This is a genomic window from Streptomyces sp. CRN 30 (assembly GCF_034105845.1).
Genome location: NZ_JAVRHI010000549.1, coordinates 1 through 22,314, shown reverse-complemented (window position 1 = coordinate 22,314; position 22,314 = coordinate 1). Strand labels below are relative to the sequence as shown.

Sequence of the window (22,314 nt, the reverse complement as noted above, 5' to 3'; positions counted from 1 at the left end):
CAACGGCCGCCGGATGAATGGTTGTTGACAAGCGGCGGAGTGTGCGGCCGGATGCTCCGATGAGCGTGCGCGGGGCGGTCCGTCCGTGCCTCACAGCCGTGGGGGCACCATGGTGAAACGCGCGTCGACCTGGGCGTGGACGTGCTGTCGCTGCGGTTCGAGGTCGAGGGGGGCGGCCGCTTCCTCGGCTGCCGCGCCGTAGGTCATGGAGCGCATCATGCCGGGGGCCGCCGGGAACGGGCGGGGCGGGCCGCCGTCGGCCCCGACGTCGGCGAGTTCCACGAGGGCGGCGAGGGTGGTGTCGAGGGCCTCGGCGTATTCGCGGGCGCGCCGGACGGCTTCGTGGACCGCCTGCCGGCGCGCGCGGCGGTGGGCCGGCGAGTCGGGGCGCAGGGCCCAGGAGGGGCCGTCGACGCGGGTGAGGTCGAGGTCGGCGAGGCGGGTGGTGAGTTCGCCGAGGGCGGTGAAGTCGGTGAGTTCGGCGGTGACGTGGACGCTGCCGCGGTAGGCGGCGACGCGTTCGCCGCGGCCGTGCCGGGCGAGTTCGGGCGCGATGGTGAAGGAGCCGGTCTCGAGCCGTTCGACGGCTTCCCCGTAGGTCTTGAGGAGGTCGAGGACGGTGGCGTTGCGGCGGGTGAGGTCGTCGAGAGCGGTGCGCCGGTCCTTGCCGCGGGCGCTGACGGTGACGCCGATGCGGGCGATCTCGGGGTCGACTTCGAGGTGGGCCTCGCCGCGGACGGCTATGCGGGGGGCGTCGGGGGTGCCGTAGGGGGCGGGCCGGCGGGTGTCCGCGGTGGGTGCGGGGTGTTCCTCTGGTAGGGAGGTCATACGTACCACTGTGTCACCGGTGGCCCCGGTCGGTGAGCCCCCGGTCATCGAATCGCAACCTGGGAGGCCTGTTGTCGCTGGTCATGAGCGGGTCAGAATCTACGCGCGTCAGCCATACGTTCGACCTGTTCGCCCTGTTCCGAGGAGTGCCCGTCATGCCGTTGAACCGCCGGAGGTTTCTGAAGAGGTCCGCCGTGACCGGCGCGGGTGTCGCGCTGGCCGGCGGAGCCCTGGCACCGGCCGCCGAGGCGGCGCAGGGGAAGGGCGGCGGCCACGGCGGGCGGAAGCCGAAGCGGTACGCGCTGACCGTGATGGGCACGACGGACCTGCACGGCTCCATCCTCAACTGGGACTACTTCAAGGACGCCGAGTACGCGGACGACGCGGGCAACGCGAAGGGCCTGGCCCGCGTGTCGACGCTGATCAACGAGGTACGCGAGGAGAAGGGCCGCCGCAACACCCTCCTCCTGGACGCGGGCGACACGATCCAGGGCACGCCGCTGACGTACTACTTCGCGAAGGTGGAGCCGATCACCGCGAAGGGCGGCCCGAAGCACCCGATGGCGCAGGCGATGAACGCCATCGGGTACGACGCGGTGGCGCTCGGCAACCACGAGTTCAACTACGGCATCGAGACGCTGCGCAAGTTCGAGAGCCAGTGCGACTTCCCGCTGCTGGGCGCGAACGCCGTGGACGCCAAGACGCTGAAGCCGGCCTTCCCGCCGTACTTCATGAAGAAGTTCCACGTGCCGGGCGCCCCGCCGGTGAAGGTCGCCGTCCTCGGCCTGACCAACCCGGGCATCGCGATCTGGGACAAGGCGTACGTACAGGGCAAGCTGAAGTTCCCCGGTCTGGAGGAGCAGGCGGCGAAGTGGGTGCCGAAGCTCCGCTCCATGGGCGCGGACGTGGTCGTGGTGTCGGCGCACTCGGGATCGTCGGGCACGTCGTCGTACGGTGACCAGCTCCCGTACGTGGAGAACGCGGCGGCCAACGTGGCGAAGCAGGTCCCCGGCATCGACGCGATCCTGGTGGGCCACGCGCACACGGAGATCGAGGAGCTGCTGGTCGAGAACGAGAAGACCGGCAAGAAGGTCGTCCTGTCGGAGCCGCTGTGCTACGCGGAGCGGCTGACCCTGTTCGACTTCGAGCTGGTCCTGGAGAGGGGCCGCTGGCAGGTCGAGTCGGTGAAGGCGTCGCTGCGGAACTCCAACACGGTGCCCGACGACAAGCGCATCACCCGCCTCCTGAAGGACCAGCACGCCAAGGTCGTCGAGTACGTGAACCAGGTCGTCGGTACGGCGACCCAGACGCTGACGACGGTCGACGCGCGGTACCGGGACGCCCCGATCATCGACCTGATCAACAAGGTGCAGGAGGACGTGGTCAGGGCGGCGCTGGAGGGCACGGAGTACGCGGCGCTGCCGGTGCTCTCGCAGGCCTCCCCGTTCTCGCGGACCTCGGAGATCCCGGCGGGCGAGGTGACGATCCGGGACCTGTCGAGCCTGTACGTGTACGACAACACGCTGGTCGCGAAGGTGATGACGGGTGCGCAGGTGCGGGCGTACCTGGAGTTCTCGGCGGAGTACTACGTGCGGACGGCGGCGGGGGCGGCCGTGGACGTGAACGCGCTGACCAACGCGGGCGGCCGTCCCGACTACAACTACGACTACGTGTCCGGCGTCCGGTACGACATCGACGTCGCGCAGCCGGCGGGTTCGCGGATCAAGAACCTGTCCCACGGCGGTGAGCCGCTGGACGACGCGCAGCGGTTCGTGTTCGCGGTGAACAACTACCGGGCGAACGGTGGTGGCGCGTTCCCGCACGTGGCGTCGGCGACCGAGGTGTGGGCGGAGTCCACGGAGATCAGGACGCGGATCGCGGAGTGGGTGACCGAGAAGGGCGTGCTGGACCCGGCGGACTTCGCGTCGGTGGACTGGAGGCTGACGCGGGACGGGACGCCGGTGTTCTGACGCTCTGGGCCGGTGTCCGGCCCGACCGCTCGTCGGGGCCCCGGTTCTCCGGGGCCCCGACGTTTTCCTGCCGCTTCCTACCGCTCCACGAGCGGGAGCAGGGTCCGCGGCCGGCGCGCCGACGGCACCTGGAAGGCCTGTTGCTGGGCGAGGCCGAAGGTGGTGAAGGCGGTGCGCTCGGGCAGCGGGTAGGGCTTCTTCCCGGTGAGGTGGTTGAGGATGGTGGCGCTGCGCCAGGCGGCGAGGCCCAGGTCGGGGGTGCCGACGCCGTGGGCGTGGAGGGCCGCGTTCTGGACGTGGACGGACCCGGTGACCGCGGGGTCGAGGACGAGGCGGAAGCGGTCGTCGACGCAGGGGCGGTCGGCGTTGTCGCGCCGCATGTAGGGCTCCAGCCCGGCGAGCATGCGGTCGAGGGGGCGTTCGCGGTAGCCGGTGGCGAGGACGACGGCGTCGGTGCTGAGCCGGGAGCGGGTGCCCTGGTGGATGTGCTCGAGGTGGAGTTCGATGCGGGTGCTGGCGATCCGGCCCGCGGTGCGGACGAGGACGCCGGGGGTGAGGACGGCGTCGGGCCAGCCGCCGTGCAGGGTGCGGCGGTAGAGCTCGTCGTGGATGGCGGCGAGGGTGTCGGCGCCGATGCCCTTGTGCAGTTGCCACTGGGCGGCGACGAGGCGGTCGCGGGTGGATTCGGCGAGGGCGTGGAAGTAGCGGGTGTAGTCGGGGGTGAAGTGCTCCAGGCCGAGTTTGGAGTACTCCATGGGGGCGAAGGCCTCGGTGCGGGCGAGCCAGTGGATGCGTTCGTTGCCGACGGGGCGGGCGTGCAGCAGGTCCAGGAAGATCTCGGCGCCGGACTGGCCCGCGCCGACGACGGTGACGTGGGGGGCGGCGATGAGGCGGTCGCGTTCGCGGAGGTAGTCGGCGGCGTGGATGACGGGCACGCCGCGCGCCTCGACGAGGGGTTTGAGGGGGTCGGGCACGTGGGGGGCGGTGCCCACGCCGAGGGCGACGTTCCTGGTGTACGTGCGGCCGAGGGCCGCGGCCTCGCCGGAGCTGTCGAGGCGGGTGTGGTCGATCTCGAACAGGCCCTGGTCGGGGTTCCAGCGCACGGCGTCGACCTGGTGGGCGAAGCGCAGGCCGGGAATGTTCTCGCTGACCCAGCGGCAGTAGGCGTCGTACTCGGCACGCTGGATGTGGAAGCGCTCGGCGAAGTAGAAGGGGAAGAGCCGGTCCCGGGTCTTGAGGAAGTTGAGGAAGGACCAGGGGTTGGCGGGGTCGGCGAGGGTCACCAGGTCGGCCATGAACGGCACCTGGAGGGTGGTGCCGTCGATGAGGAGGCCGGGGTGCCAGTCGAAGGCGGGGCGCTGTTCGTAGAAGACGGCGTCGAAGTCGGTGAGGGGGTGGGCGAGGGCGGCGAGGGAGAGGTTGAACGGGCCGATGCCGATGCCCACCAGGTCGCGGGGGTTCTCCGGCTCCTGGGATGGGGGTGTGCTCATGGGGCCTCCGGGCGCGCGGCGGTGGGGGGTGATGTCCGGGTTGCGCGCCGTGGTGCGGCGCGCCCGGAGAGCACAACGATCGGAGCCGGAGGCGGGTACTGCCGTGTGGAGGAAATGTGTCGAATGGGATGAAATGCTAGGAGGTGGACGGGAGTTGCCGTGGGTGGTGCCTGGTTCCGGCGGCGCCCCCGTGACCTCCGGCACGGGGGCGCCGCCGGCCGCGTCCTACGCGTGCGCTCCGCGTACGTCCGCCGCACGGCGCAGGTCGTCGAGCTGGTCGGCGAGCTTGCGGCGCAGGGCCGGGACCGGGTCGGCGTCGCGCAGGCAGGTGTCGCCGAGCTGGAGGGTGCGGGCGTCGACGGCGTACGCGGGGAAGGCCCAGCGGCCCGCCGCCTCGGCGATGGCGGGGCCCCGGCGGGCGGCGACGGCGACCGCGTCGGTCCAGTACCGCTCGACGTAACCGCGGAGCAGGTCGGTCTGCTCGGGCTGCCAGAAGCCCTGGGCGGTGGCCGTGAACAGGTAGTTGGACAGGTCGTCGGAGGCGAACATCGCCTCCCAGGCGCGGCGCTTGGTCTCCTCGTCGGGCAGGGCGGCCCGGCAGCGCGCGGCGCCCTCCTGGCCGGTGGCGCTGGGGTCGCGGGCGAGCTCGGCGGCGATGGCGTCCTCGTCGGTGGCACCGAGGACGGCGAGCCGGCCGAGGATGCGCCAGCGCAGCTCGGGGTCGAGTTCGGGGCCGCCGGGGACGGTGCCCTCGGCCAGCCAGGCGGCGATGGTCTCGGGGTGGGCGGCGACGTCGGTGAAGTGGCGTACGGCGGTCAGGCGCAGCCCGGGGTGGGAGCCGTCCTCGGTGCGGCGGATGAGGTCGCGGCACAGGTCGGTGAGGGTGGCGAGGGCGGCGGGGCGGGCGTCCGGGGTGAGGTAGCGGTCGGCGGCCTGGGCGGACGCGAAGGAGAGGACGCCCTGGACGAGGGCCAGGTCGGTCTCGTGCGGGAGGTGGGCGCGGGCGATGTCCAGGTAGTCGGCGGGCGGGAGCTCACCGTCGCGGACGGCGTCCCGCAGGGCGTTCCAGACGACGGCGCGGGTGAGGGGTTCGGGCAGGCCGGAGAGGTGGTCGCGGACGGCGGCGAAGGACTCCGGGTCGAAGCGGATCTTGGTGTAGGTGAGGTCGCCGTCGTTGAGGAGGATCAGGGCGGGGCGGGGGCCGGTGGCGCTGGTGACGGTGTCACCGGTGACGGGGATGTCCGCGTCCACGCGGTCGCGCAAGGTCAGGCGGTTCGGGTCGTGGAGGTCGTGGTCGTAGAGGCCGATGGTGATGCGGTGGGGGCGGCGGCTGCCGTCGTGCGCGACCTCCAGCTGCCATCCCCGGTCGTCGCTGCTCGTCCGGGGCACCAGGGTGTCGACCCCGGTCGTGCGCAGCCACGCATCGGCCCAGGCGTGCACGTCCCGGTCGGTGGAGGCGGCGAGGGAGTCGATGAAGTCGGCGAGGGCGGCGTTGCCGAAGCGGTGGCGGGCGAAGTGGGTGTTGATGCCGGCGAGGAAGTCCTTCTCGCCGAGCCAGGCCACGAGCTGGCGCAGTGCGGAGGCGCCCTTGGCGTAGGAGATGCCGTCGAAGTTGAGGAGGGCGGCGGCGGTGTCGTCGACGGCTTCGGGGGCGACGGGATGGGTGGAGGGGCGCTGGTCGGCGTCGTAGCCCCAGGCCTTGCGGGCGACGCCGAAGTCGACCCAGGTGTCGGTGAAGCGGGTCGCCTCGGTGAGGGTCTGGTAGCCCATGTACTCGGCGAAGGACTCGTTCAGCCAGATGTCGTCCCACCATTGGAGGGTGACGAGGTCGCCGAACCACATGTGGGCCATCTCGTGGGCGACGACCATGGCGCGGGTCTGGCGTTCGGTGTCGGTGACGGCGGAGCGGAAGACGAACTCGTCGCGGAAGGTGACGAGGCCGGGGTTCTCCATGGCGCCGGCGTTGAACTCGGGGACGAAGGCCTGGTCGTAGGAGTCGAAGGGGTACGGCTCCTCGAACTTCTCGTGGTAGCGGTCGTAGCAGGCGCGCGTGATGTCGAGGATCTCCTCGGCGTCGGCGTCGAGGTGGGGGGCGAGGGAGCGGCGGCAGTGGATGCCGAAGGGCAGTCCGCGGTGTTCTGTGGTGACGGAGTGCCAGGGGCCGGCGGCGACGGCGACGAGGTAGGTGGAGATGAGGGGGGTGGTGGCGGCGCGCCAGGTGCCGTCGCCGAGGTGTTCGGTGATGCCGTTGGAGAGGACGGTCCAGCCGTCGGGGGCGGTGACGGTGAGGTCGAAGACGGCCTTGAGGTCGGGCTGGTCGAAGGCCGGGAAGACGCGCTGGACGTCGTCGAGGAAGAGCTGGGTGTAGACGTAGGTCTCGCCGTCGGTGGGGTCGGTGAAGCGGTGCATGCCCTCGCCGGTGCGGGAGTAGCGCATGGCGGTGTCGAGGCGGAGCTCGTGCTCGCCCGCGGTGAGGTGGGTGAGGGGGAGCCGGTTGCCGTCGAGGGCGGTGGGGTCGAGGGGCTGTCCGTCGAGGGTGACCGAGCGCAGTTCGGCGGGCTTGAGCTCGACGAAGGTGTCCGTGGTCTCCTGGCCGTCCCGCACGGTGAAGCGGATGAGGGTGCGGGAGTCGAAGGTGTCGTCGCCGCGGGTGAGGTCGAGGGTGATCTCATAGCGGTGGACGTCGAGGAGCCTGGCACGGGTCTGCGCTTCGTCGCGCGTCAGTACGGACATGGAGGACATGCTGCCTGATGCCGCTGACGAGGCACAGGGGCGGGCCCGACGGGAGCCCGTCACACCGTGCGCGCGCGGGCGCGGACCCGCGCGCGGTTCGGGGCCTGTTGCGGATGTCCTGTCGTGGGGCTCTAGGTCCGGTCCTGTGCGATCCGTCCGGCGCGGCCGCCGTCCGCGCCGGTGTCGTGGGTCCCGTACGGGGCGCGCTGGGCGTGCACCCGGTCCCCGGGGGGTGGCAGGTCGGGGTCCGGCGGGTGTTCGTGGACGCGGGCGCGGAGTTCGCGCACCTCGCGTTCCAGGGCGTCGGTGCGCCGGTAGGCGTCGTACAGGTAGCGGACCTTGGTCCGCAGTGACCAGGGGTCGGTGGGTTTCATGACCAGGTCGGCGACGCCCAGCTGGAAGGCGGTGGAGGCGAGTTCGGTGTCCATGCCGAACCCGGTGAGCAGGACGATGGGGATGTGCTGGGTCTGTTCCAGGCGGCGCATGTAGCGGACGACGTCGAGGCCGCTGACGCCGGGCATGCGCACGTCGAGGAGGAGCAGCCCGACCTGGCCGCGCAGGACTTCCTTGAGGGCCGCGTCGCCGCTGGTGGCGCGGGTGAGCCGGTAGCCCAGTGGGGCCAGGGCGCTCTCCAGGGCGTACAGGGTGTCCTCGTGGTCGTCGACGATGAGGATCTTCGCATTCGATGGCATGGCCCGACGTCCCCTCGCTCGGACACATCGGCACGGGGCCCACGCTCGGCGCGCGTGCCCATGACTCGACTGGAGTCCTCGCAGGATGCCCCTTGCCGGGCCCGGTGTCACTCCCCCGTGCCGGAGGCGCCGTTGACAGTGTCGTCCGCGATGCGCTCGTGGTGGCGGATGACCTCGGCGATGATGAAGTTGAGGAGTTTCTCGGCGAACGCCGGGTCGAGTTTGGCGGTCTCGGCGAGCCGGCGCAGCCGGGCGATCTGCTGGGTCTCGCGGGCCGGGTCGGCGGGCGGCAGCCGGTGTTCGGCCTTGAGGTGGCCGACGCGCTGGGTGGCCTTGAAGCGCTCGGCGAGCATGTGGACGACGGCGGCGTCGATGTTGTCGATGCTGTCCCGCAGCCGGGTGAGCTCGGCGCGGACGGCCGGGTCGATGTCACTGGTCACGGCACCGGAATCGCTGGTGGTCATGCGTGTCAGCCTACGTGGGGCGGGGCGCCGGGCCCGGTGCTGTCCGCCGGTCGGAACGGCGGTGCCCGGGGCGGGTGGCCGCGGGGGGGGTGGTCAGGGGGCCGGTGGGCGCGGGGAGCGGTGCAGCGGCTTGTGGAAGTACACGTCCGCGTGGCCGCCGGGGACGCCCTCGATGCGGCCGGTCTCCCGGTAGCCGTGTTTGCGGTAGAAGTCGGGGGCCTGGAAGGTGTACGTGGAGAGGGTGATGTCGGTGCAGCCGCGCCGGGTGCCCTCCTCCTCGGCCGCTCCCAGGAGACGGCCGCCCCAGCCGGCGCCGCGCAGGTCCTCGCGGACCCACAGCAGGTCGACGGTGCACAGGGTGCCCCAGACGGAGGCGGTGAGCCCGCCGGCCAGCCGGCCGGCCGCGTCGGTCAGCCGGACGGAGAACTCCGCCCATTCCGCGGCGCCGGTGGCGCGGGCGTTGAAGGCGTCGAGTTCGTCGCCGAGTCGCTGTTCCAGGTCGTCGTCCGCCGCGCCGACGCGCAGCGACACGGTGCGGGCGGTACGCCGCTCGGTGGCCATGGGGCGGAGTATCGCAGGGGGCCCGCCGTCGCTCTAGAGTGGGACGGAGTCGAGGCGTCGTGGGGGTGCGGACGTGGCGAACGGCGGACCGGTCCGGCACGGCTTCCCGCATCTGGACCTGGTGCGGGAGTCGATCACCGCGCTGTACAGACGGCTCTCGTACGACACGGTCCAGACGTTCGCCACGAGTGTGGCGCCCGTCGACGTGGCCTTCGCCGACACCGACGACCTGCATCTGGGGGCCCAGCGCGTGGCCCGCGAGCTGGTGCGGCACTACCGGCTGCCGGACGCCCGGATGATCATCGGTTTCCGGGAGATGACGCACGCGGCCGATGTCGAACTGGCCGCGGGCCCCGAGTACTTCATCGAGCTCAACGACCGTTTCCGCACCCACCGGCGGGACATCGGCGCGGCCCTCGCGCACGAGGTGATGCACGTGTACCTGCACCGTCTCGGCCTGTCCTTCCCCGGCACCCGTGACAACGAGATCCTCACCGACACGGCGGCGACGTACCTGGGCGCGGGCTGGCTGCTGCTGGACGCGTACCGGGAGGACGGGGCCTCCTCGCAGAAGCTGGGCTACCTGACGCCCGAGGAGTTCGGCTACGTACTGGCGAAGCGGGCGTTCCTCTTCGGTGAGGACCCGTCGGTGTTATTCACCAGTCCGCAGGCGTACACCGCGTACACCAGGGGCGCGGACCGGGCCCGCCTCGACGGGCGGCAGCCGCCGCTGACCGCGGCGGGCTGGGCGGGCCGCCGCCGTTACGCCCGGGACCGCCGCTCGGCGCAGGACGCCGCCGGGTCCGGCGCCCGGGGCCACCGGCCGCCAGGCCCGCGGCCGGACGTCCCGTACGCGTTCACGCCGGACGGCGGGGGGCCGCTGCGGGTGTCCTTCCCGTGTCCCACGTGCCACCAGCGCATCAGGGTGCCGGTCCGCGGCCGGGTGCGTGCCCGCTGCGGGCTGTGCCGGTCGGTTCTGGAGTGCGACACCTAGGGCGTTTGCGACGCTTGGTAGGCATGAACGTGAACGAGCACGAACCGTCGGCCGGTCTTTTCACGGCGGTGTACGAGAGTGACGAGAACGCGGTCGTGGGGCGCCTGCGGGCAGGTGCCGATCCGGAGGCGACCGACGAGGACGGCCAGTCGGTCCTGTACCTGGCGGCGTTGCAGGACGAGCCCGGCATCGTACGGCTGTTGCTGGCGGCCGGTGCCCGGCCCGACCGGCTCAGCGCGGGCATCGACGCGCCGCTGTGCGGGGCGGCCTGCGGTGGTCACCTGGAGGTGGTGCGCGCGCTGCTCGCGGGCGGGGCGAAGCCCGACCTGGTGGAGGAGGGCGGCTTCACGGCGCTGACGTGGGCGGTGCTCGGGGGGCACGCGGAGGTGGTGGAGGCGCTCCTGGCGGCCGGGGCGCACCCGGACCGGTCCGGGCCCTCCGACGAGCCCCCGCTCGTGACGGCGGCCCGCCGGGGCTCGCCGTCCTGCGTGCGCGCCCTGCTGGCGCACGGTGCGCGGGCGCGCGCACAGGCTCTGGCGGAGGCCCGCCGCTGGTCGGCGCTGGACGTGGCGGCCGAACTGCGCGCCTCCCTGGAGCGGCTGCACGGCACCGGTCACGAGGTCACGGTGCGCCGTGTGCCGGCGGCGGACGGCGGCACCACCGTCGTGGTCGAACTGGTCGTCGACGGCCGGGCGGTGGCGGGCGACGACCGGCAGACCGGGCATGCGGAGATCGTCGGGCTGCTGGAGGGAGCGGGGTACGGCGGGCGGGCCTGAGGCGTCAGTGGTGGTCGCCGCTCGTCAGCTCCCGGTACTCCTCCGGCGTCGGTTTCGCGACGCGGGCGTCCGTGCCGTACATGGCCCGGGCGAGCCGGGCGCGCAGCCGGTCGGTGTTCCTGACGCGGCGGGTGACGCCGTTGGCGTCGACGCGCGGGCCCGGGTCGTACGGCTCGGGCTGCTCGTGCTGGGTGAGGGTGAACATGCGGGCCTGCGAGAGGGGTGCGTGGACCTCGACGTACTCGCCGTGCGGGAGCCGTTTGATCGTGCCGGTCTCCAGGCCGTGCAGCACCTTGTCGCGGTCGCGGCGCTGCAGGCCCAGGCAGATCCGTTGGGTGACGATGAAGGCGAGCACCGGCACCGCGAAGAAGGAGACGCGCACGAACCAGGTGACGGCGTTGATCGAGAGGTGGAAGCGCACGGCGATGATGTCGTTGCCGCCGCCGATCAGCGCGACGCCGTACAGGCTCAGCCAGGCGACGCCCAGCCCGGTGCGGACGGGGACGTTGCGCGGCCGGTCCAGGATGTGGTGCTCGCGCCGGTCGCCGGTGATCCACGCCTCGAAGAACGGGTAGACGGCGATGGCGAGCATGACGGCCGGAAAGAGCATGAAGGGGATGAGGACGCCGAGGGCGAGGGTGTGCCCGAAGAGGTCGATCTCCCAGCCGGGCATCGCCCGGATCAGCCCCTCGGAGAAGCCCAGGTACCAGTCGGGCTGGGCGCCGGTGGTCACCAGGTCGGGCCGGTAGGGGCCGTACGCCCAGACGGGGTTGATGGTCGCGACCGCCGCCATCAGGGTGAGCACGCCGAAGACGAGGAAGAAGAACCCGCCCGCCTTGGCCATGTAGACGGGCAGCAGCGGCATGCCGACGACGTTGCGCTGCGTGCGTCCGGGGCCGGGGTACTGGGTGTGCTTGTGGTACACGACCAGGATGAGGTGGGCGACGATCAGCGCCAGCATGATGCCGGGGAGCAGCAGGATGTGGATGGGGTAGAGCCGCGGGATGATGTCGGTGCCGGGGAACTCGCCGCCGAAGAGGAAGAAGGCCAGGTACGTCCCCACGACCGGGATCGACAGGATGGCGCCCTGGGCGAAGCGCAGGCCCGTGCCGGAGAGCAGGTCGTCGGGGAGCGAGTAGCCGGTCAGGCCGGTGATCATGCCGAGCATCAGCAGGGTCCAGCCGAACAGCCAGTTGATCTCGCGGGGCTTGCGGAACGCGCCGGTGAAGAACACCCGCATCATGTGCACGAGCATCCCGGCGACGAAGACGAGCGCGGCCCAGTGGTGGATCTGCCGGATCAGCAGGCCGCCGCGCAGGTCGAAGCTGATGTCCAGGGTGGATTCGAACGCCCGGGTCATGAGGATGCCGTTGAGCGGTTCGTAGGAGCCCGTGTAGACGACCTCGGCACTGCTCGGCTCGAAGAAGAGGGTGAGGTAGACGCCGGTGAGGATGAGGACGATGAAGCTGTAGAGGCAGATCTCGCCGAGCATGAAGGACCAGTGGTCCGGGAAGACCTTGCGCATCTGGGCCTTGGCGAGGGTGTAGGCGCCGAGCCGTCCGTCGGCCCAGTCCGCGGCCTTCTCGCCCCTGCCCGCGGGCGCGCCCCTGCCGCCCCTGATCACGCTGCCGTCGCTGCTGACCGACCGTGCGCCGTCCATCGCGTCGCCCTCCCCGGTGGCTCACCTCAGGGTGGCACGGGCGCTCCGGCACGCCAATGGGTGCGGTTCGGCCGCCCGCTCACCGTACGATTCCGGCGTCCCGCGCCGCCGCCAGCCACTCGGGGAACCCGTCGAGGAGCCGGTCGTACAGGAGGCGGTCGGGGACCTGTCGCGGGTCCGCGCCGGCGTGGAAGAAGCCGGCGTTGTCCACCACGCGCCGGTGGGGCACCGGCAGTTCGTCGAGCCGGCGCAGGAAGTCGAACTGCCTGCTGTCCGGGTCCCCGAACCCGACGAACTGCCAGAACAGCGGAAGCCGGGCGGCCTTGCACAGGTACCGCTCGGCGGCGGGCCTGCTGACCGGTCCGCCGTCGGTCTGGAAGACGACCAGGGCGGGGGCCTCGGCGCCGCTGTCGAGGTAGTGGTCGATGACGGCGTCCATGGCCAGGTGGTAGCTGGTCCTCCCCATGTGCCCGAGGCCGGAGACGATCCGCTCGATGCGGCCCTGGTGGCCGGCGAGTTCGATGTCCGTGACCGCGTCTATGTCCGTGGAGAAGAAGACCACGGGGACGGTCCCGTCGTCGTCGAGGTGCGCGGAGAGCCCGAGGACGCGGTCCGCGAGGGCCTGGACGCTGCCGTCCTCGTAGTACGGCCGCATGGAGCCGCTGTGGTCGACGACGAGGTAGACGGCGGCCCGCTGCTCGCCGAGCCCGTGTTTCGCGAGCGAGACCCCGGCGGTCTTGTAGAGGCTGACCAGCGCGGGGGCGGCCTCCTCGACCTTGCTGAGGCTGATGGCGGGCATACGGGACTCCCATCGGGCGGGGCGGTGAGGGAGTGCCGAGCGTAGCGGCCTTCTGATCATGGTGAGAGCGCAGGGGGCGCACAGCGCACACAGGGGCACAGTCGCCCCTTCGTGCGCCCTGCACATAATCTGTGCGCCATGAAACGCGCCGGTTGTCTTCTCCTCGCGGCCGCCCCTGTTGCCATCACGGCGGCGGTCTACCTGTTAACTCCCGGGTCCTCGGACACGGACGCCCCGGGCGACCGGGCCGCCGCGTCCGCGCCGGCCCAGGGGGCCGGGGACGCGAAGGTACGGGCCGAGGACGAGGGCACCGCCGAGGACGAGGCGATCGCCGACGCGCCCCCCGGTCTCGCCGCCCCGGACAAGAAGGAACTGGCGCACCAGCTGGTCGCGACCGCCCGCGACTCGACGACGGACTGGCGCACCACGTACGGGATCGTGGAGGACGTGGGCGACGGCCGGGGCTACACCGCGGGCATCGTCGGCTTCTGCACCGGCACCCACGACCTGCTCGCCCTGGTCGAGCGCTACACGGAGTCCCACCCGGACAACGGGCTCGCCCGGTACCTCCCGGCGCTGCGCGAGGTGGACGGCACGGACTCCCACGAGGGCCTGGACCCCGGTTTCACCGCGGCCTGGCAGGCGGAGTCGCGGCTCCCGGCGTTCCAGGAGGCCCAGGAGGCCGAGCGCGACGACGTCTACTTCGACCCCGCGGTACGGCTGGCGAAGCTCGACGGACTGGGCACCCTCGGCCAGTTCGTCTACTACGACGCGATGGTGCTGCACGGTCCGGGCACCGACGCGGACAGCTTCTACGGTCTGCGCGAACGCGCCCTGGAGGAGGCCGAACTCCCCGCGCGGGGCGGCGACGAGAAGGCCTTCCTCGACGCCTTCCTCGACGTCCGCCGCGAGACGATGCGGACCGAGACCGCGAGCCGCGACACCTCCCGCATCGACACGGCGCAGCGGCGGTTCCTCCAGGCCGGGAACATGGACCTGAGCACGCCGCTGACCTGGGGGATGTACGGGGAGACGTACCAGGTGCCGTGACCCCCGGAGGGGGAAACGCGCGGCGCCCACCCGCGTCCGGTCGGGGACAAGGTGGGCGCCGCGGTGTTCCGTACGCCGTTGTACGGGACGTTCGGGGTGATGGATCAGACCGTCAGTGAGCGGTCCGTCGGGCGGATCGGGGCCGGCAGTTCGCTCGCGCCGGTCAGGAAGCGGTCGACCCCGCGGGCGGCCGAGCGGCCCTCCGCGATGGCCCACACGATGAGGGACTGGCCGCGGCCCGCGTCACCGGCGACGAACACGCCGGGCACGTTGGTCTGGTAGTCGGCGTCGCGGGCGATGTTGCCGCGCGCGTCGAGCTCCAGGCCGAACTGCTCGACCAGGCCGTTCTGCTGGTCGGTGCCGGTGAAGCCCATGGCGAGGGTGACCAGCTGGGCGGGGATCTTCCGCTCGGTGCCCGGCTTGGAGGTCAGCTTGCCGTCGACGAACTCGACCTCGGACAGGTGCAGCCACTGGACGTTGCCGTCTTCGTCGCCCTCGAAGTGGCTGGTGCCCGCCGAGTAGATGCGCTCGCCGCCCTCCTCGTGGGCAGAGGTGACCTTGTAGAGCATCGGGAAGGTCGGCCAGGGCTGGTTGGCGTTCCGGTCCTCGCCCGGCCGCGGCATGATCTCCAGCTGGGTGACGGAGGCGGCGCCCTGGCGGTGGGCGGTGCCCACGCAGTCCGCGCCGGTGTCACCGCCGCCGATCACGACGACGTGCTTGTCCTTCGCCGAGATGGGGGAGGTGACGTAGTCGCCTTCCTGGACCTTGTTGGCCAGGGGCAGGTACTCCATGGCCTGGTACACGCCCTTGAGCTCGCGGCCCGGGACGGGCAGGTCGCGGGCGGTGGTGGCGCCGGCCGCGACGACGACGGCGTCGTACCGCCGGCGCAGCGCCGCCGCGTCGAGGTCACGGCCGATCTCGACACCGGTGCGGAACTTGGTGCCCTCCGCGCGCATCTGCTCGATACGGCGGTTGATGTGCCGCTTCTCCATCTTGAACTCGGGGATGCCGTAGCGGAGCAGTCCTCCGATGCGGTCCGCGCGCTCGTAGACGGCGACGGTGTGGCCGGCCCGGGTGAGCTGCTGGGCGGCGGCCAGGCCCGCGGGACCGGAGCCGATCACGGCGACGGTCTTGCCGGAGAGGCGCTCGGGGACCTGCGGGTGGACGTCACCGCTGTCCCACGCCTTGTCGATGATCGAGACCTCGACGTTCTTGATGGTGACCGGCGGCTGGTTGATGCCGAGCACGCACGCCGACTCGCACGGGGCGGGGCACAGGCGGCCCGTGAACTCCGGGAAGTTGTTCGTGGCGTGCAGCCGCTCGGAGGCCGCCTGCCAGTCCTCGCGGTAGGCGTAGTCGTTCCACTCGGGGATCAGGTTCCCGAGCGGACAGCCGTTGTGGCAGAACGGGATGCCGCAGTCCATGCACCGGCTGGCCTGCTTGCTGATGATCGGCAGCAGGGAACCGGGGACGTAGACCTCGTTCCAGTCCTTGACGCGCTCGTCGACCGGCCGCGACTGGGCGACCTCGCGCCCGTGGTTGAGAAAGCCCTTGGGATCAGCCATTGGTCGCCGCCTCCATCATCTTCTCGGTGATCTCGGACTCGGTGAGTCCGGCTCGCTCGGCGGCGTCCTTGGCGGCGAGCACTGCCTTGTACGTGCTGGGGATGATCTTGCTGAAGCGGTTCACCGCGGTGTCCCACTCCGCCAGGAGCTTGCCCGCGACGGTGGAGCCGGTCTCCTCCTGGTGGCGGCGCACGACATCGTGCAGCCACTGCTTGTCGGTGTCGTCCAGGGCCTCCACGGCGCCGACGTTGCCGGCGTTGACGTGGTCGCGGTCGAGGTCGATCACGTAGGCGACGCCACCCGACATGCCGGCCGCGAAGTTGCGTCCCGTCTCGCCGAGGACGACCGCGTGACCGCCGGTCATGTACTCGCAGCCGTGGTCGCCCACGCCCTCGGCGACGACCGTGGCGCCGGAGTTGCGGACGCAGAACCGCTCGCCGGTGCGGCCGCGCAGGAACAGCTCGCCGCCGGTCGCGCCGTACGCGATGGTGTTGCCCGCGATGGTGGAGTACTCGGCGAGGTGGTCGGCGCCCCGGTCCGGGCGGACGATGACGCGGCCGCCGGAGAGGCCCTTGCCGACGTAGTCGTTGGCGTCGCCCTCCAGGCGGAGGGTCACGCCGCGCGGCAGGAACGCGCCGAAGGACTGGCCCGCCGAGCCGGTGAAGGTGATGTCGACGGTGTCGTCGGGCAGGCCCGCGCCGCCGAACCTCTTCGTCACCTCGTGGCCGAGCATGGTGCCGACCGTGCGGTTGATGTTGCGGATGGCGACCTGGGCGCGGACCGGCTGGGCGTCCTCCGGGGCGGTCGCGGAGAGCGCGTCGGCGGCGAGCTTGATCAGCTCGTTGTCGAGCGCCTTCTCCAGGCCGTGGTCCTGCGTGACCAGCTGGTGGCGCACGGCGCCCTCGGGCAGGTCCGGCACGTGGAACAGCGGCTCCAGGTCCAGGCCCTGCGCCTTCCAGTGGTCCACCGCGCGGGTCACGTCGAGGGCCTCGGCGTGACCGACGGCCTCCTCGATGGAGCGGAAGCCCAGCTCGGCGAGGAGCTCGCGGACCTCCTCGGCGATGAACTGGAAGAAGTTGACGACGTACTCGGCCTTGCCGGAGAACCGCTCGCGCAGCACCGGGTTCTGGGTGGCGATGCCCACGGGGCAGGTGTCCAGGTGGCAGACGCGCATCATGACGCAGCCGGAGACGACGAGCGGCGCCGTCGCGAAACCGAACTCCTCGGCGCCGAGGAGCGCGGCGATGACGACGTCGCGGCCGGTCTTCAGCTGGCCGTCGGTCTGCACGACGATGCGGTCGCGCAGGCCGTTGAGCAGCAGCGTCTGCTGGGTCTCGGCGAGGCCGAGCTCCCAGGGGCCGCCCGCGTGCTTCAGCGAGGTGAGCGGGGAGGCACCCGTACCGCCGTCGTGGCCGGAGATGAGCACGACGTCCGCGTGGGCCTTGGACACACCCGCGGCCACGGTCCCGACGCCGACCTCGGAGACCAGCTTCACGTGGATGCGGGCCTGCGGGTTGGCGTTCTTGAGGTCGTGGATCAGCTGCGCCAGGTCCTCGATGGAGTAGATGTCGTGGTGCGGCGGCGGGGAGATGAGCCCCACGCCCGGCGTCGAGTGCCGGGTCTTCGCCACCCACGGGTACACCTTGTGGCCGGGCAGCTGGCCGCCCTCGCCGGGCTTGGCGCCCTGGGCCATCTTGATCTGGATGTCGTCGGCGTTGACCAGGTACTCGCTCGTGACGCCGAAGCGGCCGGAGGCCACCTGCTTGATCGCCGAGCGGCGCGCCGGGTCGTACAGGCGCTCCGGGTCCTCGCCGCCCTCACCGGTGTTGGACTTGCCGCCCAGCTGGTTCATGGCGATGGCGAGGGTCTCGTGCGCCTCGCGGGAGATGGAGCCGTACGACATGGCGCCGGTGGAGAAGCGCTTGACGATCTCGGAGACCGGCTCGACCTCCTCGACCGGGATCGAGGGGCGGTCGCTGGCGAACCCGAACAGGCCGCGCAGCGTCATCAGCCGCTCGGACTGCTCGTTGACGCGGTCCGTGTACTGCTTGAACACGTCGTAGCGGCCCGAGCGCGTGGAGTGCTGCAGGCGGAAGACCGTCTCCGGGTCGAACAGGTGCGGCTCGCCCTCGCGGCGCCACTGGTACTCGCCGCCGATCTCCAGCGCACGGTGCGCCGGGGCGATGCCGGAGGCCGGGTAGGCCTTGGCGTGGCGGGCGGCGACCTCCTCGGCGACGACGTCGATGCCGACGCCGCCGATCTTGGTGGCGGTGCCGTTGAAGTACTTCTCCACGAAGCCCTCGTCCAGGCCGACGGCCTCGAACACCTGGGCGCCGCGGTAGGAGGCGACGGTGGAGATGCCCATCTTGGACATGACCTTCAGGACGCCCTTGCCGAGGGCGTAGATCAGGTTGCGGATGGCCTGTTCGGGCTCCATACCGGGCAGGAACGTGCCCGCGCGGACCAGGTCCTCGACGGACTCCATCGCCAGGTAGGGGTTGACGGCGGCGGCACCGAAGCCGATGAGCAGGGCGACGTGGTGGACCTCGCGGACGTCGCCGGCCTCCACCAGCAGGCCCACCTGGGTGCGCTGCTTGGTGCGGATGAGGTGGTGGTGGACGGCCGCGGTGAGCAGCAGCGAGGGGATCGGCGCCTGCTCGGCGTCGGAGTGGCGGTCGGAGAGGACGATCAGCCGGGCGCCGTTGTCGATGGCGGCGTCGGCCTCGGCGCAGATCTCCTCGATGCGCGCGGCGAGGGCGTCGCCGCCGCCGGAGACCCGGTAGAGACCGGAGAGGGTCGCGGCCTTCATGCCGGGCATGTCGCCGTCGGCGTTGATGTGGATGAGCTTGGCCAGCTCGTCGTTGTCGATCACCGGGAAGGGCAGGGTGACGCTGCGACAGGACGCGGCGGTCGGCTCCAGGAGGTTGCCCTGCGGGCCCAGCGAGGAGCGCAGCGAGGTGACCAGCTCCTCGCGGATGGCGTCCAGCGGCGGGTTGGTGACCTGCGCGAACAGCTGGGTGAAGTAGTCGAACAGCAGCCGGGGGCGCGCGGACAGCGCCGCGATGGGCGAGTCGGTGCCCATGGAGCCGATCGGCTCGGCGCCGGCCTTGGCCATCGGCGCGAGGATGATCCGCAGCTCCTCCTCGGTGTAGCCGAAGGTCTGCTGGCGGCGGGTGACCGAGGCGTGGGTGTGCACGATGTGCTCGCGCTCGGGGAGGTCGGAGAGCTCGATCTCGCCGGCCTCCAGCCACTCCTGGTAGGGGTGCTCGGCGGCGAGGGCGGCCTTGATCTCGTCGTCCTCGATGATGCGGTGCTCGGCGGTGTCGACGAGGAACATGCGGCCCGGCTGGAGGCGGCCCTTGCGGACGACCTTGGCGGGGTCGATGTCCAGGACGCCGACCTCGGAGCCGAGGACGACGAGGCCGTCGTCGGTGACCCAGTAGCGGCCGGGGCGCAGGCCGTTGCGGTCGAGGACCGCGCCGACCTGGGTGCCGTCGGTGAAGGTGACGCAGGCGGGGCCGTCCCAGGGCTCCATCATCGTGGAGTGGAACTGGTAGAACGCGCGCCGGGCCGGGTCCATGGAGTCGTGGTTCTCCCACGCCTCCGGGATCATCATCAGCACCGAGTGCGGCAGGGAGCGGCCGCCGAGGTGGAGCAGCTCCAGGACCTCGTCGAAGGAGGCGGAGTCGGAGGCGTCCGGGGTGCAGACCGGGAACATCCGGTCCAGGTTCTCCTGGTTCCCGAAGAGGTCCGAGGCCAGCTGGGACTCGCGGGCGCGCATCCAGTTGCGGTTGCCCTTGACCGTGTTGATCTCGCCATTGTGGGCGACGAATCGGTACGGGTGTGCGAGCGGCCAGCTGGGGAACGTGTTGGTGGAGAAGCGGGAGTGGACGAGGGCGATCGCGGAGGCGAAGCGGCGGTCGGACAGGTCCGGGAAGAAGGGCTCCAGCTGACCGGTGGTGAGCATCCCCTTGTAGACGATCGTGCGCGCGGAGAGCGACGGGAAGTACACGCCGACCTCGCGCTCGGCGCGCTTGCGCAAGCCGAAGGCCTTGCGGTCCAGGTCGATGCCCTTGCTCGCGCCGACGGTGTCGGTGACGAAGAGCTGGCGGAAGGCCGGCATCGTGGCGCGGGCGGTGGCGCCGAGCAGGCCGGGGGCGACCGGCACCTCGCGCCAGCCGAGGACGGTGAGGCCCTCCTCGACGGCGATCGCGTCGATGCGCCGGGCGGCGTCGGCGGTGCCGTCGTTCGGCAGGAAGGCGATGCCGACGGCGTAACCGCCGGCCTCGGGCAGATCGAATCCGGCCACCTCGCGGAAGAAGGAGTCCGGCACCTGCGAGAGAATTCCCGCACCGTCTCCGGAGTCGGGCTCGGATCCGGTGGCGCCCCGGTGCTCGAGGTTGCGCAGAACCGTGAGCGCCTGCTCGACCAGCGCATGGCTCGCCTCACCGGTGAGGGTGGCCACGAAGCCGACGCCGCAGGCGTCGTGCTCGTTGCGGGGGTCGTACATACCCTGCGCAGCAGGGCGAGCATCCATGAAGGACCAGTTCTGGCCATTCGCGGAGTGCTGGGACGGCTGGCGCGGCGTACGCATCGGCTCTCCCGTCGTCGTCAGTGAGGCTGGATCGCCTCCCAGGCGCTTCGCGGTCTGTCTTCGCGGGCTTGGGGGCGCAGATACCGAGGGACGACGCTGGCCCTCTGCACAGAGTGCAAAATTTCGTGCAGGTTACATGATGGAACCATTCTCGGGAACTGAAAACGTCGTTCCATCATGCGGACGCCGCGGGTGCGCGGTGCGGGTACCGCGCACGGCGGTTGGATGAGAGGGACCGACCGGACAGGTCCGTGTCCGTCGGTCCGGGCGTGGGGGGCTGCGTCGCCCTCCACGGGGGTGCGCCGGAGCGTCATTGCCCTCGGCGCTTACGGCTCATGCCCACCGGTCAACCATTCGAAACCGCGTGGTAACGACTACTTATACGGTCCCTCGCATAGGTAGTCGGACTCTCCATCATACGACCGCGCCGAACAGGCCGCCCAGGACATAGGTCACACCCGCCGCGGCCCCGCCGAGGACCAGCTGCCGCAGCCCGCTGAACCACCAGGACCGCGCCGTCACCTTGGCCACGACCGCACCGCAGGCGAAGAGCCCGACGAGGGCGAGCAGCACGGCGGGCCACAGCGCGGTGGCGCCGAGCAGGTACGGCAGCACCGGGAGCAGGGCGCCGAGGGCGAAGGAGCCGAAGGAGGAGACGGCGGCCACGGTGGGCGAGGGCAGGTCGCCGGGGTCGATGCCCAGCTCCTCTCTCGCATGGATCTCCAGGGCCTGCTCGGGGTCGCGGGAGAGCTGCCGGGCGACCTCGCGGGCGAGCGCCGGTTCGACACCGCGGGTCTCGTACAGTGCGGCGAGCTCCCGCTCCTCGGCCGCCGGGTGCTTGCGCAGCTCCCGCCGTTCGATGTCGAGCTCGGCCTCGACGAGCTCCCGCTGGGAGGCCACGGAGGTGTACTCGCCGGCGGCCATGGAGAAAGCGCCGGCGGCGAGCCCCGCGAGGCCCGCGACGACGACGGCCTGCTGGTTCGCCGAGCCGCCCGCGACACCGGTCATCAGGGCGAGGTTGGAGACGAGCCCGTCCATGGCGCCGAAGACGGCGGGGCGCAGCCAGCCACCGTTGACGTCCCGGTGCGTGTGGTTGTCGCGGTGCGCCTCGTGCAGGGGCGCCTCGGTCTCGATGATGGCCATGGGGGACCTCCAGCCGCCTAAAGTTGGACTGATTCCAAGTTCCGACGAAATCGAAGATACGCCTCGGTGAGACCCGCCGCCAGCAAGGAAGGCCGTACTTACCTGCGGTTTTGTGCTGCGGAGGCGATCGCGCGGAGAAGCCGGTCGCGCGACTCGACGGCGGCGGAGGACACGACGCTCCTCTCGTACGCCATGCCGAACGTTCGTTCGCGCCGGTGTCGATCGACCGGGTGAATACCCGCGGTTGCAGGGGGCCGACGGGGGGCGGGTTGTGGCAAAGATCCGATGAGCCGACCAGTCGGCCCCGGGAGACCGTCCGCGGGGCTCCGCGGCTCGTCGCTCGCTCGCAGAGAGGCAAGCGCATGGCTTCCGTCGCCCGCACTCCCCTGCCCCCGCCCTCACCGCCGGCCCCGGCCCCGCTTCCTTCCCCGGCCCCGCTCCCTGCGGCTCCCGAGGACACGCCCGGACTCCGTGAGCGGGCGCGCGGCGCGCTGCTCGGGCTCGCGGTCGGGGACGCGCTGGGCGCGCCCGCCGAGAACATGAAGCCCTCCCAGATCCGCGCCCGCTGGGGCCGGATCACGGGCTTCGTAGCCGAGCGCCCGTGCGGCACGGACGACACGGAGTACGCGATCTTCTCCGGGCTGCTGCTGGCCCGGCACGGCTCGGCGCTCACCGTCGCCCATGTCGAGGCGGCCTGGCACGAGTGGATCGCGGACCGGGACGAGGGCCCGTTCCGGGGCGCGGGGTTCAGCGAGCGCGGCACCCTGGAGAACCTGCGCCGGGGCCTCGCGGCCCCCATCTCGGCCCAGCACCGGCACGCGTGGAGCGACGGGCTGGCCATGCGGGCGGCGCCCTTCGGGGTGTTCGCGGCGGGCCGGCCGGCGGAGGCGGCGCGGCTGGTGGCCGTCGACGGCACGGTCAGCCACGACGGCGAGGGCATCTACGGCGGGCGGGCGGTGGCGGCGGGTGTGGCCGCGGCGATGGCGGGCGCCCCG

At 71.7% G+C, this 22,314-nt stretch carries 16 protein-coding genes; 5 read left to right on the top strand and 11 right to left on the bottom strand.

Going from position 1 to position 22,314, the window contains the following annotated elements:
* Positions 1–90: 90 nt before the first annotated feature.
* The gene (locus tag UW392_RS63635) at positions 91–828 is read right to left on the bottom strand and encodes an SIMPL domain-containing protein (protein WP_320784641.1); all 738 of its coding nucleotides are present in this window, start codon (positions 826–828) and stop codon (positions 91–93) included.
* 155 nt (positions 829–983) lie between these two features.
* Here UW392_RS63635 and UW392_RS63630 point away from each other — a divergent pair, with 155 nt between their 5' ends.
* On the top strand, positions 984–2,798 hold the full coding sequence (locus UW392_RS63630; RefSeq protein WP_320784640.1) for a bifunctional metallophosphatase/5'-nucleotidase: 1,815 nt from the start codon (positions 984–986) through the stop codon (positions 2,796–2,798).
* A 77-nt stretch (positions 2,799–2,875) separates the two neighbouring features.
* On the opposite strand, the gene UW392_RS63625 is transcribed toward UW392_RS63630, so the two are convergent.
* The 5 genes from UW392_RS63625 to UW392_RS63605 form a co-directional block, all read right to left on the bottom strand.
* Entirely contained in the window at positions 2,876–4,288 is a 1,413-nt protein-coding gene (locus UW392_RS63625) for a lysine N(6)-hydroxylase/L-ornithine N(5)-oxygenase family protein (RefSeq protein ID WP_320784639.1), read from the bottom strand.
* A 225-nt stretch (positions 4,289–4,513) separates the two neighbouring features.
* Positions 4,514–7,030 (bottom strand): aminopeptidase N, encoded by a 2,517-nt coding sequence (gene pepN, locus UW392_RS63620; RefSeq protein WP_320784638.1) that lies wholly within the window; start codon positions 7,028–7,030, stop codon positions 4,514–4,516.
* A 122-nt stretch (positions 7,031–7,152) separates the two neighbouring features.
* On the bottom strand, positions 7,153–7,713 hold the full coding sequence (locus UW392_RS63615; RefSeq protein WP_320784637.1) for a response regulator: 561 nt from the start codon (positions 7,711–7,713) through the stop codon (positions 7,153–7,155).
* Between the two features lie 107 nt (positions 7,714–7,820).
* A complete protein-coding gene (locus UW392_RS63610; protein ID WP_320784636.1) occupies positions 7,821–8,177 on the bottom strand; it encodes a chorismate mutase in 357 nt (118 codons plus the stop codon).
* Between the two features lie 93 nt (positions 8,178–8,270).
* The gene (locus tag UW392_RS63605; RefSeq protein WP_320784635.1) at positions 8,271–8,738 is read right to left on the bottom strand and encodes a GNAT family N-acetyltransferase; all 468 of its coding nucleotides are present in this window, start codon (positions 8,736–8,738) and stop codon (positions 8,271–8,273) included.
* A 73-nt stretch (positions 8,739–8,811) separates the two neighbouring features.
* On the opposite strand from UW392_RS63605, the gene UW392_RS63600 reads away from it, so the two are divergent.
* Together UW392_RS63600 and UW392_RS63595 are read left to right on the top strand one after the other, a co-directional pair.
* On the top strand, positions 8,812–9,732 hold the full coding sequence (locus UW392_RS63600; protein WP_320784634.1) for a hypothetical protein: 921 nt from the start codon (positions 8,812–8,814) through the stop codon (positions 9,730–9,732).
* A 23-nt stretch (positions 9,733–9,755) separates the two neighbouring features.
* On the top strand, positions 9,756–10,508 hold the full coding sequence (locus UW392_RS63595) for an ankyrin repeat domain-containing protein (RefSeq protein WP_320784633.1): 753 nt from the start codon (positions 9,756–9,758) through the stop codon (positions 10,506–10,508).
* Between the two features lie 4 nt (positions 10,509–10,512).
* On the opposite strand, the gene UW392_RS63590 is transcribed toward UW392_RS63595, so the two are convergent.
* Together UW392_RS63590 and UW392_RS63585 are read right to left on the bottom strand one after the other, a co-directional pair.
* Positions 10,513–12,168, bottom strand: a complete 1,656-nt coding sequence (locus tag UW392_RS63590) for a ubiquinol-cytochrome c reductase cytochrome b subunit (RefSeq protein WP_320784632.1) — start codon at positions 12,166–12,168, stop codon at positions 10,513–10,515.
* A 79-nt stretch (positions 12,169–12,247) separates the two neighbouring features.
* Positions 12,248–12,967 carry a VWA domain-containing protein gene (locus tag UW392_RS63585; RefSeq protein WP_320784631.1) on the bottom strand — a complete coding sequence of 240 codons (720 nt, stop codon included), beginning with the start codon at positions 12,965–12,967 and terminating at the stop codon, positions 12,248–12,250.
* Between the two features lie 138 nt (positions 12,968–13,105).
* On the opposite strand from UW392_RS63585, the gene UW392_RS63580 reads away from it, so the two are divergent.
* Positions 13,106–14,017 (top strand): chitosanase, encoded by a 912-nt coding sequence (locus tag UW392_RS63580; protein WP_320784630.1) that lies wholly within the window; start codon positions 13,106–13,108, stop codon positions 14,015–14,017.
* A gap of 104 nt (positions 14,018–14,121) precedes the next feature.
* Here UW392_RS63580 and UW392_RS63575 read toward each other — a convergent pair whose 3' ends face one another.
* The 3 genes from UW392_RS63575 to UW392_RS63565 all read right to left on the bottom strand — a co-directional run bounded on the left by UW392_RS63575 (position 14,122) and on the right by UW392_RS63565 (position 21,319).
* Positions 14,122–15,582 carry a glutamate synthase subunit beta gene (locus tag UW392_RS63575; RefSeq protein WP_320784629.1) on the bottom strand — a complete coding sequence of 487 codons (1,461 nt, stop codon included), beginning with the start codon at positions 15,580–15,582 and terminating at the stop codon, positions 14,122–14,124.
* Entirely contained in the window at positions 15,575–20,176 is a 4,602-nt protein-coding gene (gene gltB, locus UW392_RS63570) for a glutamate synthase large subunit (protein WP_320784628.1), read from the bottom strand. The genes UW392_RS63575 and gltB overlap by 8 nt, the downstream gene beginning before the upstream one ends.
* A 414-nt stretch (positions 20,177–20,590) precedes the next feature.
* Positions 20,591–21,319, bottom strand: a complete 729-nt coding sequence (locus tag UW392_RS63565; protein ID WP_320784627.1) for a VIT1/CCC1 transporter family protein — start codon at positions 21,317–21,319, stop codon at positions 20,591–20,593.
* A gap of 362 nt (positions 21,320–21,681) precedes the next feature.
* Here UW392_RS63565 and UW392_RS63560 point away from each other — a divergent pair.
* Positions 21,682–22,314 (top strand): ADP-ribosylglycohydrolase family protein (locus tag UW392_RS63560; protein ID WP_320784626.1); only part of this gene is annotated, 633 nt, incomplete at its 3' end.